The following is a 13141-nucleotide window of genomic DNA, read 5'->3' as shown; positions in this document are numbered from 1 at the left end:
CCAACGAGCCGGTTAGGGAGTAGCTGGAGCCTCTTGTCTGGCGCTTGCAGACCGTTGGACCCCGGCACAAGGCCGGGGTGACGGAGTATTGCTAGGCAGGTGTTTATCCACAATCGCTCCAGCTACCCGTCTTTCGCATCGCGGACGTCTATGACTAAGATGCCCCAATGGAGGCCGCCGACGACACGCTGACACTGGACATCGAAGGATGGGAAGGTCCTCTCGACCTCCTGCTCGCGCTCGCCCGGTCGCAAAAGGTCGATCTCAAGCAGATCTCGATCCTGCAATTGGTCGAACAATATCTCTCGTACATCGAGCACGCGCGCACGCTGAAGCTCGAAGTCGCGGCCGATTATCTCGTGATGGCGGCGTGGCTGGCTTATCTCAAATCGGCATTGTTGCTGCCGCGCGACCCGGAGATCGAACCGAGCCCGGAGGAACTGGCGTTGCGGCTGCAGATGCGGCTCGAGCGGCTCAATGCGATGCGCGATGCTGGCGCGCGGCTGCTGGCGCGCGACCGAATCGGCCGCGATGTCTTCCGCCGCGGCGCGCCCGAGGGACTGCGCACTGTGCGCAAGGCGCAATGGCAGGCGGAGATCTACGATCTGATCGCCGCTTACGGCCAGATCAACGCGCGCAATCGCCCGGTCTTCCATGTCGTCCATGACCGGCTGGTAATGACGCTGGACGCTGCGCTCGAACGCGTGTCGCGGTTGCTCGGCGAGCGGATCGAATGGGCGACGATTGAAAGTTTCCTGCCCGACAGCCTGGACGGCGCCTTCCGCAAATCGGCGCTCGCGTCGAGTTTCGTCGCGGCGCTCGAACTGGCGCGGATGGGCAAGGCCGAATTGCGCCAGAAATCCGCCTTCGCGCCGCTCTATCTCAAGGCCACCGGCCAGGGGGCGGAGGCATGACGATCGATCCCGACGATCCGGTCCGCGCGGTCGAAGCGGTACTATTCGCCGCCGATGAGCCGCTGACCGTCGACATGATCCGTGCGCATGTCGGCGAAGACATCGACGTTCGCGGTGCGCTGAATCGGATCGCCGAGGATTATGCCGGGCGCGGGATCGAACTGGTCCGGCGTGGCGATCGCTGGCATTTCCAGACTGCCGGCGATCTCGCGCATTTGCTGCGCCGTGACCGCGAGGAGCCGCGCAAGCTGTCGCGCGCGGCAATCGAGACGCTCGCGATCACCGCCTATCACGAGCCAGTGACTCGCGCCGAGATCGAAGCGATCCGCGGCGTCCAGATCAGCAAGGGGACGCTCGACGTGCTGATGGAGGCGGGCTGGGTCCGGCCCGCCGGACGCCGCGAGACGCCGGGGCGCCCGCTCACTTTTGCCACCACGCCCGAATTCCTCACGCATTTCGGCCTCGCCAGCCGTCGCGATCTGCCCGGCATCGACGATCTGCGCGCCGCTGGACTGCTCGATCCGATCGACCTCGCCATGGCCGAACTGTCGGTCGCCGGCGGGACCGAAGACGGCGGTGAGGAACAAGTGGAAAATGACGGCGATCGGGACTAGATAGCGTTTACGCCTTTGGGAGATCTTGTGATGGGTAGTTTCAGCCTGGTTCATTGGCTGATCTTTGGTGTGATCGCGATCCTGGTCCTTGGTGGAGGCCGGTTCTCGAACATGATGGGTGACGTGGCCAAGGGCATCAAGCAGTTCAAGAAGGGCATGGCGGAGGATGACGATGTCGTCCCGCCGAGCCGGATCGAGGCCAAGCGGCAGACCGATCCGACGATCGACGCGACCGCCGAGCGCGTCCGCGACGCCGAACGCTAAGCCCCGCCGGAGAGGTATCCGGCCGTGATCCTGGATGTAGCCCCGACCGAATTGATGGTATTGGGGGTGGTGGCGCTGCTCGTCATTCCGCCCAAGGACTTGCCGCGCGCGATGCGCTTCGCCGGGCAATGGGTCGGCAAGGCGCGCGGCCTGGCGCGCCAGTTCCGCTCGGGCTTCGACGACATGATCCGCGAGGCCGAATTCGCGGAGATGGAAAAGAAGTGGAAAGCGGAAAATGAGCGCATCATGCGCGAGTTCCCGCAGACGGTCGACATGGCCGCGCTGATGGCGCCAAAGCCTCAGGACAATGCGGGGACGGACACCTATTCCGACCCGGAACCGGTCATGGTCGAACAGCCGGTGATCGCTGCCGAACCCGACCTGCCGCCATCCTCCCCGGCACCTGCTCCGAAACAGGCGGCGCGCAAACCGCGCTCAAAGGCCGCGAAGTCATCGGCGTCGGACACGGTCGAGCAGACCGCGCCGAAGCCGCGTACGCGCCGGCCCAAGACGGCCGCCCCGCCCGAAACCCCCAGTGAATGATCCGATGAGTGACGAGGACGATATCGACGCGAGCCGCGCGCCTTTGCTCGATCACCTGATCGAGCTGCGCAAACGCTTGCTCATCAGCCTCGGCTCGCTCGCTATATTGTTCGGTATCTGCCTCTACTTCGCCAAAGCGATCTTCGGCGTGCTCGTCCACCCGCTCAAGCTCGCTGGGCAAACCAAGCTCATCTACACGCAGCCGTTCGAAGCGTTTTTCGTCCAGTTGAAGGTAGCGTTCTTCGCGGCGGTCATCCTGGCGTTTCCGGTGATCGCCAATCAGCTTTGGCAATTCGTCTCGCCGGGCCTGTACCGCAAGGAGAAGCGCGCACTGCTGCCGTTCCTGTTGGCAACGCCTGTCCTGTTCGCGGCTGGCTGCTCAATGGCTTATTTCATGGCGATCCCCGCCGCGCTGCATTTCCTGCTGAGCTATCAAAGCGATGTCGGCGGTGTGCAGCAGGAAGCGCTGCCGTCGATGGACGCGTATCTCGGCTTCGTGATGCAGTTCCTGTTCGGGTTCGGCGTCGCCTTCCTGATGCCCGTGCTGCTGATGCTGATAGAACGCGCGGGAATCGTGACGCTGGGTCAGCTCGTCAAGGCGTGGCGCTATGCTATTCTCGGCTGTTTCGGCGTCGCCCTGTTCCTGGCGCCGCCCGACGCCGGGTCGATGATCATGCTCGCGCTGCCGCTGGTCGGACTTTATGTGATGACGCTGGGTGTGATCTGGCTGACGCACAAACGTCGGGAGCGCCAGCCGGCTCCCGACGCCGAGACGGCCTGAACCGTCTATTTGTGCTTGTCGGCGGTCTTCGAAACCGTACTGCCGACCGAGCTGACATCCTTGCCCACGCCCGAAATCGTGTTGCAGCCGGCAAGCAGAAGCGCGGCGGCGGCGATCGTCAGGCCGATAACCTTGTGCATGATGATATCTCCCGAATTTTGCTGACCTTGCGGTAACGCGCAGCGCGCCGATCGTCGAGAGGGCACATTCGCTCGCCGGTCATCATGATTTTTGCGATTTTCGCTGCGTTTAGACGAATTTAGGCCCGGAAGCGCCACCGGGGGGGGAGGGGTTGACGCTTCCGGGCCTATGTCGTGGATAGCGAGAGCGGGGGGGCATAAGGTCGCTATCCGGAAGTCCAAACGCACCTTTTTCGGGGTTGTTCCAAAAAAAAAGCGCGACGCGAAAAATTTTTTTAGTCGCGTCCAGTCACGGCAACCGCGATCTCATAGGATCCAGTCAGCGGGTCGTGGTGGAGCGGCGCCCGAAGCTGTCGCGACAGGCCCTCGATCACCCGAGCGTAACGCTGTCCCAACGCGCCGACCAGCGTGTCGCCGTCGACCAGCGAGGGGGATGTCACGCGCAGGATCGCCGTGCCCGGCGTTTCACCCTCGCGCACCGAGATGTGGATCTGCGCGTTGGGAATGACGCTGATGGCGAGCTCGATGATCTCGGTCAGCAGGAAGGCGATCGCGATCGCGATGTCCTGGGTAACCAGCCAGGGCTCGACATCGAGCAGGATCGACAGCCCGGAATTCTCCGGGCTGGTCGCGCGGATGTTGGACGCCAGTTCGCCGATCACCGAGCGCAAGCTCAGCCCGCGATTATCCTCCATCTCGGCGAAGTGGTGGCGGTGAACCACCGCCAGCGCGTCGACGCGCCGTTGGATCGAGGCATAAGCGCGTGCCGCTTCGGCCGCCTGAGCACCGCGCGCGTGAAGATTGATCAGGCTTGAGATGACCTGCAGGTTGTTCTTCACGCGATGATGGACTTCGCGCGTCAACCGCGTCTGACGCACCAGCCCTTCGGCCAATCCGGCTTCGTGCAGGATCAGCGTTCGGCTCAACGAGCGGAACGTCTCGCCGAGTTCGCGGATTTCCTGCGCCGGGAGCGATCGCACGACCGCCGGATCGATCACTTCGCCCGGCCGATAGGCAGCGACGCTGGCGCGCAGCGTCCGCAGTGGCTTGATCAACAGACGGTCGACGACGAACCAGGCGAAGCCGGCGGCCGCGACCCACATCAGGATCGGAAAGATCAACGCGATCAGGATCGGCGAGGTAAGCACCTTCGTCCGCATCCGCATTTCGGCCGACAGATCGCCGATCCCCAGCGCCGCGCGGACCGGTACGTACAGATCGAGCGGGTTTTCGCCAGCCATCGATCGCAGAACCAGCCGGTCGGGGCCGTCAGGGCTGCTCAGCGATTCCTCGTAATCCGACGCGAAGCCGGTCGGTTTGGCGATGTCCGAGAGAAACCTCGCGGGGAAGAAAGCGGCGCCGCGCACCTGCCCGCCCGGAGCGTTGACCGCCAGCACAAGTCCTTTACCGGGAACGATCCGCGCGGTCGATCCGGTGCTGCGCATCTGCTCGGGCATGGCGACCGGCAGCTGTGAACCGCAGAGCAGCCGGTTCTGACTGTCGAGGATCATGAATCCGGCACCGGTGGTCGATGGTTGCGCGAACACGCCCTGCACGCGGGCGCAACTCGGCGTATCGCCATGGTCGACAGCCAGCGCCTTCATCGCGGAGGTCAGCGCGGTCATGTCGCCGACCAGCTCGATCGAAAGATTGCGCGAGCTTTCCTGGGCGGCGACGCGCAATTGCGAGGCCGCGACTTGGCCCGCCTGACGCGTGGTCGACAATGTCGCGAAAAAGGCGATGACGGCGAAGGGCAACAGCGCTCCGCCCAGGATAATGAATATCTTGGCGCCGGTCGGCATGCGCGCGACGCGTGCACCCAGCGTACCTGCCGCCCGCTCTCCAGCCGTCAGGCCGCCCATGGATTATCCCAGCTTGTTCAGCAGATCTAGCATCTGATCGGGAACGGGTTCGCTGGCGGCGGCATGATAGACCGATCGAAGGGCGGCGCCCATCGCTTCGTCCTTGCCCTTTTTACCCTTGTCTTCCTTGTCGTCGGACTTCTTGTCCCGCTTTGACGACGGCCGGCCAGGCTGCAATGCAATCCCCCTCATATACATGCCGGCCATGCCGGAACAGAAAGCGACCCGCAAGAGGGGGTCCCGACACGGCGCTTAGAATGCGCCATCATATCTGTGAAACCAAAAACGATCTCGATTGTTCCACTAGCGAACAGAAAATTTGTCGCGTTGCATTCACCAAGCCGGGCCCCCACTAAAGGGCCGGCATCCTATCGGGGAGATTTAAATCGTCATGTCGCTCGGTCAGCAGCTAGCCCCTCATCTACCGTTCCTGCGTCGTTATGGGCGGGCGTTGACGGGAAGCCAGGAACATGGCGACCGCTATGTCCGCGCCACGTTGGAAGCGATCGTCGCCGCGCCGGAGGAATTCCCGCGCGATGTCGATCCTCGGCTCGGCCTTTACCGCACCTTCCAGGCGATCTGGCAGAGCGCCAATGCCGACGAGAGCGAAATTCTTGCCGGCGACACCGTCAGCGGCCAGGAGGCGATCGCACGTGCCCGGCTGGCGCGGATGACGCCGTTGTCGCGTCAGGCATTATTGTTGACGGCGATGGAAGGCTTCACCACCGAGGACGCAGCCTATCTGATCGACGTCGAGAATGACGAGGTGGAAAAGCTCGTGGCGGAGGCGCTCGCGGAGATCGAGAAACAGACGCGGGCACGCGTGCTGATCATCGAGGACGAGCCGATCATCGCGATGGATATCGAGACGATCGTTCGCGATCTGGGGCATGACGTTACCGGCGTCGCGGTCACGCGCGACGAGGCAGTCGCCGCGGCGATGGCCGATCGTCCCGGCTTGGTGCTCGCCGATATCCAACTGGCCGACGATAGCTCGGGGATCGACGCGGTGAAGGATATCCTCGCCGAATTCCAGGTGCCGGTCATCTTCATCACCGCTTTCCCGGAGCGTCTGCTGACCGGCGAACGGCCCGAACCGACCTTCCTGATCACCAAGCCGTTCCAGCGGTCGACGGTAAAGGCCGCAATCAGCCAGGCGCTATTCTTCGACGAGTCGACCGTACCGGCTTGAGCCGCGTTCAGGGGTGGGCAGCCGCCGGCGGTATCCGACAAGATGCCACCGGCGGAGGCATATCTCCCGAGCAGACCGGAACTCGACCATAAATTTCAAAGTTCCATCGGTTACGGAGCCAAAACGGGATCCGTGCGTTCTGCCCTCATGGCTGAACATACTCCCCCAGAGACTTCGGTGCATACCGACGCCGAGCATGCACGCGCCGGAGAGACGCCCGGTATCACGCGGTACATCCTCGGCATTTCGTTGGCGCTTGCAGTCGTGATCCTGTCGCTGATCGTGTGGGGCCCGGTGCTGTTCCATCAATGATGGAGCGGTCCGGCTTGGCCCTGGCGTCCATATCACCCTATGTATCCTCTGGGTCGCGCGTTGGCGGCCCCCACGTTCGACGGAGTTCCATGAGCAGCACACAGACCGGCACCGTTGACGATAATGGGGAAGTGATCGAACACGTCGCCTTGTCGGATCCGGAGTTCAAGGAACAGCTGGGACAAGTGATCCCGCATCTCCGCGCCTTCGGCCGTTCTTTGTCGGGAAGCCGCGACCTTGCCGACGACCTGGTGCAGGAAACCTTGCTCAAGGCATGGGCGGCACGGCAGCGCTTTCAGGCGGGCACCAATATGCGCGCCTGGACCTTCATCATCCTGCGCAACCTGTATCTCAGCCAGATGCGCCGCGCTCGGTTCAAGGGCGAATGGGACGATCTGGTCGCCGACCGCATCCTTGCCGCGCCCGCCAGTCAGGACAAGCATGTCGAACTGGGTGATATGCAGCGCGCGCTGCTGCACTTGCCGCAGCCGCAACGCGAGGCGCTCATCCTGGTCGGTGCGGGCGGTTTCGCTTATGAAGAAGCCGCCGAAATTTGTCAGGTGGCGGTCGGCACGATCAAGAGCCGCGTCGCGCGGGGGCGCGTAGCGCTCGAGGCGATCCTGAGCGGCGGACAGCTCACCTCCCGTCGCAACTCGCCGGATCACCCGGGCCGTACCGCGCTAGATACCATCATGGACGAGGTCGACGATCTGAGCGGTGATCATAATCCGGCACCCGATCAGGGCGACGACATTGATGACGATGAGGAATAAAGCTGCACAGGCATATGCCGGCCGCACCCAATTCCCGGAATTGAATCACTCTTACCGCCGCAAGAGGCGAGCTTAATTGTCTTTCGACAGCCGCCTCAGCAGCGATTGCAGGTCGCTCGGAAGGGTCGGTGCGCCGGTGTAGATCTGGCGCAAGGCACTGCCCACGCCATCGCTTTGGCGCGGTCGGCGCACGATATCGTGGCCACCGGATGGCGTCGCCGGACTATGGGGGTTGGGCGGGCTCATGCCAGCTAGAACGCCGATTGCCACAATTTGTTGCCGCTTCGTTGTCAGTTTTATTGATCTGGATCAACTCGTGCTGTTTGCGCCACGATTGGCGCTCTCCTGACGAGTGTTCTACAGCCGGTTACATGATTGTGGCAGCTTGCACCTGGATCCATTGGCAGAACCGGTGACCGAACCGAATTTCGCGGACGCCGTCTCAAGGGCCCAAGCGCATGCGCCGTTCCTGCGCCTCGCGCTCGAGCAGCAGCCAGACCTTGCCGCCCAGTTGGCGCAAGGCGTGGTACCCGATCCGGCGCCGTTCGACCCCGATCTGCCGGTGAGTGTTGCGCTGCGCCGCGCGCGCCGGCGCGAAGCGCTGATCGTCGCGATCGCCGATCTGGCCGGCGCGCTCGACCTGGTCGGCGTGACGCGACGGCTCACCGATTTCGCCGATCGCGCTCTCGACCTCGCGATCCGTACCGCCATCCACGAGCGAGCGCCCGATGCCGACGCCAGCGGTTTTGCCGGCATCGCGCTCGGCAAACAGGGTAGTCACGAACTCAATTATTCGTCGGACATCGACCCGATCCTGTTGTTCGATCCGAGGACCTTGCCGCACCGCTCTCGCGAAGAGCCGGTGGAAGCGGCGGTGCGGATCGCGCGGCGCGTGGTCGAACTGCTCCAGGCGCGCGATGGCGAGGGCTATGTGCTCCGCGTCGATCTTCGCCTGCGCCCGTCGCCCGAGGTGACGCCGATCGCGCTGCCGGTGGATGCGGCGATATCCTATTATGAGAGCCAGGCGCTGCCCTGGGAACGCGCTGCCTTCATTCGCGCGCGCGCCTGCGCCGGCGACATCGCGCTCGGGCAACGCTTTCTCGACGCGATCCGCCCGTTCGTCTGGCGCCGGGCAGTCGATTTCGGCGCGGTCGGCGAGATTCGCGAGATCACCCGGCGGATTCGCGATCACCACGCACAAGGCCAGGCATTCGGGCCGGGTTACGACCTCAAGCGCGGGCGTGGCGGTATCCGCGAGGTCGAGTTTTTCACCCAGATTCATCAGTTGATCCATGGCGGCCGCGATCCGTCGCTCCGAGCCCCGGCGACGATGGACGCGCTCGACCGGTTATCGGCCGCCGGCCGCATAACGGGCGACGAGGCAAGTGCGCTGAAGTCCGCTTATGTGGCACTGCGCACGATCGAACATCGCTTGCAAATGGTCGACGATCGACAGACGCATGCGCTGCCGCGCGCCGGAGACGCGCTCGAAGGCGTGAGCCGGTTAGCGGGGTTTGAGGATAGCGCGGGTCTAATCGCGATGCTGCGACCTCACGTCGAGCGAGTCGGGCAAATCTACGACTCGCTCGATGCGCGCGACGAGGCGGCGCTCGCGAGCGATGCCGACAGCTTGTCTGCACAACTCGGCGCAATGGGTTTCGACGACGGCGCGAGCGCGATCCAGATGATCGAGCGGTGGCGCGGCGGCTCGTATCCCGCGTTGCGCAGTCCGGCGGCGCGTCAGGCGCTCGAGGCGGTTCTGCCGGGACTGATGACGGCACTCGGCCAGGCGCCAGATCCGCGCGCTGCTCTCGTTCAGCTCGACACGATGTTGTCGCGCCTGCCGAGCGCGATCAATTTCTTCCGCCTGATCGAGGCGCGGCCGCAATTGGGGCAATTGTTGGCGACGATTCTCAGCCACGCCCCGCCACTTGCCGGCGCGCTGAGCCGACGGCCGGCCTTGCTCGACGGATTGATCGACGCGACCGCGCTGGAGCCGGTCGGTGATGTCGCCGCGCTCGCCGCGGAAATGCGCTCGGGTGAGGCTGGGGACGATTACGAAGCCGCATTGCAACGGGTACGCTTGGTCGTCGGCGAGAAGCGCTTCGCGCTCGGTGCCCAATTGGTGGCAGGGACGAGCGACCCGTTGGAGGTCGCGCATGGCTATGCGCGCGTCGCCGAAGCGGCGATCGAGGTGCTCGGCGCGGCGACGGTCGCCGAGTTCGCGCGTGCGCACGGACATGTGCCCGATAGCGAATTGCTCATCCTCGCGCTCGGGCGGCTCGGCGGCGGTGCGCTCACGCATGCCTCCGACCTGGACCTCATCTATCTGTTCACCGGGGACTTCTCCGCCGAATCCGATGGTCCGAAACCGCTCGGCGCGGTCCATTATTACAATCGCCTCGCGCAACGCCTGAGCGCCGCGTTGTCGGTGCCGACCGCTGCCGGTGCCTTGTACGAGATCGATACGCGGTTGCGGCCATCGGGCGCGCAAGGCCCGCTGGTCGTTTCGCTCGCCGGCTTCGCCAAATATCAACAAGAGGATGCCTGGACCTGGGAGCATATGGCGCTGACTCGCGCGCGTCCCGTGTTCGGTTCGCAGCACGCGCGCCAGGATGTGACCGCGGTGATCGATGCGGTGCTGAGGGCACCGCGCGACATTGCCAAGCTCATTGCCGACGCGGTCGACATGCGAGCCGAAATGGCGCGGCACAAGCCACCGCGGGGGTCGCTCGATGCCAAGCTGCTGCCCGGCGGTCTCGTCGACCTCGAATTCGCGGTCCACGTCGCGCAGCTCTCACACCCGGGAGTCGCGATCGATCCCGATCTCCACCCGGCGATCGATATGCTGGCGCGGAAAGGGATCGTCCCCGCGTCGCTTGGCGAGGATTATCGCTTCCTGACGCGCATGCTGGTGTTGCTCCGGCTGGTCGCGCCCGACAACGAGCCGCCATCGCCGCCGACCCGAGCCCTAATTCTGCGCGCGCTTGGCGCCGAAAGCTGGGACGTATTGGTTGCGCGTTTCGAGGCGACCCGGCAGGACGTCACGCGGATCTGGCAATCGGTAAGTGGAGAGACACATGGCGGGACTTGAGGTCGGCGATATGCTGCCCGACGCGGTGCTGACGGCGTCTGACGGTGCGACGATCAACCTGCGTGATTATGTCGGCAAGCCGCTGGTGCTCTATTTCTATCCCAAGGACGACACCGCGGGCTGCACGCGCGAAGCGCAGGACTTCACCGCGGCACTGCCGGATTTTCACAAAGCCGGCGCCGCCGTGCTGGGCGTGTCGAAGGACACGCCGGCGAAGCATCGAAAGTTCACCGACAAATATTCATTGGCCGTGCCGCTCGCGAGCGACGAGACCGGCGTGATCGACGCGTTCGGCGCCTGGGTGCCCAAGGTGCTGTATGGCCGCGAATATATGGGCATCGACCGGTCGACCTGGCTGTTCGACGCCACGGGCAAGTTGGCCAGGGTCTGGCGCAAAGTGAAGGTGCCGGGCCATGTCGAACAGGTGTTGTCGGCGGTCCGGGAATTGGGGTGAGTGGCGGGCGGTAGCCTGATTCCACCAATGCGGTACGCCCTCGCATGAGTGTGGTCGAAACCGGCATGACGATCGCCGACGCTTGCCGCTCGGTGCTTGAGATTGGCGATCCCGCCGCCAAGGTCAAACAGGCGCGCGCAGCCGTTCGCGCCTGGCGACGGGGCGATCTCGCGCACCAATTCGACGTCGCGATGCCCGATCGGCCGGCACGGCCAGCGGAACCCGAATTGCTTCCGCCCAACCGCATGCCCCGGCGCGGCAAGGGTGGATCGGAACGCGGCCGGATCGCGCTCATCCACGCACTTGCGCATATCGAGTTCGTCGCGATCGACCTGGCATTCGATCTCGCCGGGCGGTTCGGCGCCCATTTTCCCCGCGAATTCGTCGACGATTGGCTGTCGGTGGGTGCGGACGAAGCGATGCACTTCGCGCTGCTTGACCGGCGGCTGCGCAAATTGGGCAGCCATTATGGCGCGCTCGCGGCGCATGACGGCCTGTGGGAAGCGGCCGAAGCGACCGCGCACGATCCGCTCGCGCGCCTTGCTGTTGTGCCGATGGTTCTCGAAGCACGCGGGCTCGACGTGACGCCGGCGACGATCGATCGCTTCCTCGCCGCAGGCGACGAGGGAACCGCTCGAATTCTCAAGCGTATTCTGGCCGATGAGATACGTCATGTTGCGTATGGCGCAACCTGGTTTCGTGCGGCCTGCGAATCATCTGGAATCGCGGTCGAATCGCATTGGCGGGCGTTGGTGCGGCGCCATTTCCGCGGCGTGATTAAGCCGCCATTCAACGACTCAGCCCGCGAAGCTGCCGGTCTGCCCCGCGAATTTTACGCGCCTCTTGCATGAAAACGACATGCTGGCACTTGTCCTCCCCAACAACCGGGCGCGGAGGGGCTGGGCCCGGATCAACCATCTTCATGGTCGCCGTATAACGCGGTGATCGTCGCCAGGGTCGCCGGGGACGCATGATTAAACTTACGAATTTGCAGGACGCGTTCGCTCGCTGCCGCCAATTCTTCAAAACACGCGATTTCATTTTCCATGATGGCCGCGATCTTCGTCGTTTCTCGATTGCGGGACGGACGCAGGCCGCGGTTGCCGTCGCGGGCGCCATCACGTTGAGCTTCTCGGCTTACGGCGTCGCCCAGGCAGGCGTGAACGCCGTGGCGCTATCCGGGCTCACCGGAACGCCGCTCACCTCCGAGGCAAAGGTCGCCAAGATGGAGGCGCAGGTCGCCGGCATGCAGGCGAAAATCCAGCAGATCAAATACGTGGCCGACGCCCGCGCCAAGCGGGTCGAAGCGCGCCAGAAGATGCTGGCCGCCGCGATCAGCGGGCAGGGCGAGCTCCAGCCGGTGGCTTATCAGCCGATCGACCCCAAGGCCGCCGCGGCTGCCGCCGACGTCGTCGCGCCGCTGACGCAAGTCGAGCACGATCAGGTGACGCTGGCGATCAAGGCGCGGATCACCACCGAAAAGCGGTATATCGCGGCGCTACAGCGGGCCAAGGCATTGGGGATCAACCCCAACCGCTTCCAGCCGAAGAATGCGGCGATGGGCGGGCCCTACGAAGCCGCCGATAGCGCCGAGGCGGCCGCCGATATGGCCGCCGATGCCCAGTTCCGCGCGCTATTCCAGACCTGGAAGAAGCTCGACACGCTGCAGGATGGCCTGATCTCGATTCCGTCGGTTCAGCCGGTCAGCAACCTCAAGTTCACCAGCAATTTCGGCATCCGTAGCGACCCGTTCCGCGGCACCGCGGCATTCCATCCGGGCGTCGACATTCCTTGCGGGACCGGCACTGCGGTGTACGCAACCGCCGACGGCACGGTCGATCGTGCGGAGCGTGCGGGCGGCTACGGCAATCTGGTCGAGATCGATCATGGCCGCGGCATTCAGACCCGTTACGGTCACTTGTCGAAGATCCTGGTCACCGCCGGGCAGAAGGTGAAGCGCGGTCAGTTGATCGCCATGTCGGGCTCGACCGGCCGATCGACCGGTCCGCATCTCCATTACGAGGTTCGCATCGACGGTCGCGCGGTGAATCCGATGCCGTTCCTGCAGACCGCCGATTATCTCCAGGCGATCAAGAGCCCGCAGCTCAACACCGTTCCGGTCAGCACTGCTCCGGCGGCGGACTCGGCCGACTGATTTCTCGAGGGACGCGAGAGGATGGGCCGCTCCGGGCAAACGG

Annotated in this window: 16 protein-coding genes; 12 read left to right on the top strand and 4 right to left on the bottom strand. The window is 64.3% G+C overall.

Annotated elements, in window-relative coordinates; all coding sequences use genetic code 11:
- Positions 1–167 precede the first annotated feature (167 nt).
- Genes SPR01S_RS05285 through tatC form a run of 5 tightly spaced genes read left to right on the top strand, consistent with a single transcriptional unit; the run spans position 168 to position 3116 of the window.
- Entirely contained in the window at positions 168–914 is a 747-nt protein-coding gene (locus tag SPR01S_RS05285; protein WP_066585918.1) for a segregation and condensation protein A, read from the top strand.
- Positions 911–1528, top strand: a complete 618-nt coding sequence (gene scpB, locus SPR01S_RS05280; RefSeq protein WP_066585911.1) for an SMC-Scp complex subunit ScpB — start codon at positions 911–913, stop codon at positions 1526–1528. The genes SPR01S_RS05285 and scpB overlap by 4 nt, the downstream gene beginning before the upstream one ends.
- A 30-nt stretch (positions 1529–1558) precedes the next feature.
- Positions 1559–1792: a twin-arginine translocase TatA/TatE family subunit gene (locus SPR01S_RS05275; RefSeq protein WP_066585909.1), complete on the top strand. Its 234-nt coding sequence runs from the start codon at positions 1559–1561 to the stop codon at positions 1790–1792.
- Positions 1793–1816: 24 nt separating this feature from the next.
- Entirely contained in the window at positions 1817–2335 is a 519-nt protein-coding gene (locus SPR01S_RS05270; protein ID WP_439646724.1) for a twin-arginine translocase TatA/TatE family subunit, read from the top strand.
- A 4-nt stretch (positions 2336–2339) separates the two neighbouring features.
- Positions 2340–3116: a twin-arginine translocase subunit TatC gene (gene tatC / locus SPR01S_RS05265; protein WP_084250953.1), complete on the top strand. Its 777-nt coding sequence runs from the start codon at positions 2340–2342 to the stop codon at positions 3114–3116.
- A gap of 5 nt (positions 3117–3121) precedes the next feature.
- Here the strand turns inward: tatC and SPR01S_RS05260 are convergent, their stop codons facing one another.
- From SPR01S_RS05260 to SPR01S_RS05250, 3 genes are all read right to left on the bottom strand, one after another.
- A complete protein-coding gene (locus SPR01S_RS05260) occupies positions 3122–3256 on the bottom strand; it encodes an entericidin A/B family lipoprotein (RefSeq protein WP_066585891.1) in 135 nt (44 codons plus the stop codon).
- 275 nt (positions 3257–3531) lie between these two features.
- Entirely contained in the window at positions 3532–5118 is a 1587-nt protein-coding gene (locus tag SPR01S_RS05255) for a sensor histidine kinase (RefSeq protein WP_245661879.1), read from the bottom strand.
- A gap of 3 nt (positions 5119–5121) precedes the next feature.
- A complete protein-coding gene (locus SPR01S_RS05250; RefSeq protein ID WP_245661878.1) occupies positions 5122–5349 on the bottom strand; it encodes a NepR family anti-sigma factor in 228 nt (75 codons plus the stop codon).
- A 160-nt stretch (positions 5350–5509) separates the two neighbouring features.
- On the opposite strand from SPR01S_RS05250, the gene SPR01S_RS05245 reads away from it, so the two are divergent.
- The 6 genes from SPR01S_RS05245 to SPR01S_RS05225 all read left to right on the top strand — a co-directional run bounded on the left by SPR01S_RS05245 (position 5510) and on the right by SPR01S_RS05225 (position 11794).
- Complete coding sequence (locus SPR01S_RS05245) at positions 5510–6310, top strand: response regulator (RefSeq protein WP_066585889.1); 801 nt, start codon at positions 5510–5512, stop codon at positions 6308–6310.
- 177 nt (positions 6311–6487) lie between these two features.
- Positions 6488–6622, top strand: a complete 135-nt coding sequence (locus SPR01S_RS22100) for a hypothetical protein (RefSeq protein WP_281178766.1) — start codon at positions 6488–6490, stop codon at positions 6620–6622.
- A gap of 89 nt (positions 6623–6711) precedes the next feature.
- A complete protein-coding gene (locus tag SPR01S_RS05240; RefSeq protein ID WP_066585887.1) occupies positions 6712–7395 on the top strand; it encodes a sigma-70 family RNA polymerase sigma factor in 684 nt (227 codons plus the stop codon).
- 412 nt (positions 7396–7807) lie between these two features.
- Positions 7808–10489: a bifunctional [glutamine synthetase] adenylyltransferase/[glutamine synthetase]-adenylyl-L-tyrosine phosphorylase gene (locus SPR01S_RS05235; RefSeq protein ID WP_066585885.1), complete on the top strand. Its 2682-nt coding sequence runs from the start codon at positions 7808–7810 to the stop codon at positions 10487–10489.
- Positions 10476–10943, top strand: coding sequence for a peroxiredoxin (locus tag SPR01S_RS05230; RefSeq protein WP_066585883.1), 468 nt, complete (start codon positions 10476–10478; stop codon positions 10941–10943). The genes SPR01S_RS05235 and SPR01S_RS05230 overlap by 14 nt, the downstream gene beginning before the upstream one ends.
- A 44-nt stretch (positions 10944–10987) precedes the next feature.
- Positions 10988–11794, top strand: coding sequence for a ferritin-like domain-containing protein (locus SPR01S_RS05225; RefSeq protein WP_245661877.1), 807 nt, complete (start codon positions 10988–10990; stop codon positions 11792–11794).
- A gap of 59 nt (positions 11795–11853) precedes the next feature.
- Here the strand turns inward: SPR01S_RS05225 and SPR01S_RS22010 are convergent, their stop codons facing one another.
- Complete coding sequence (locus SPR01S_RS22010) at positions 11854–11991, bottom strand: hypothetical protein (protein ID WP_245661883.1); 138 nt, start codon at positions 11989–11991, stop codon at positions 11854–11856.
- A gap of 75 nt (positions 11992–12066) precedes the next feature.
- Between SPR01S_RS22010 and SPR01S_RS05220 the strand changes: the two genes are divergently transcribed.
- Positions 12067–13098, top strand: a complete 1032-nt coding sequence (locus SPR01S_RS05220; RefSeq protein ID WP_281178765.1) for a M23 family metallopeptidase — start codon at positions 12067–12069, stop codon at positions 13096–13098.
- Positions 13099–13141 lie beyond the last annotated feature (43 nt).

The organism is Sphingomonas pruni NBRC 15498 (assembly GCF_001598455.1).
GTDB lineage: Bacteria > Pseudomonadota > Alphaproteobacteria > Sphingomonadales > Sphingomonadaceae > Sphingomonas > Sphingomonas pruni.
The sequence above is the reverse complement of the archived record's forward strand: the minus strand, read 5'-3'. Positions and strand labels throughout refer to the sequence as shown.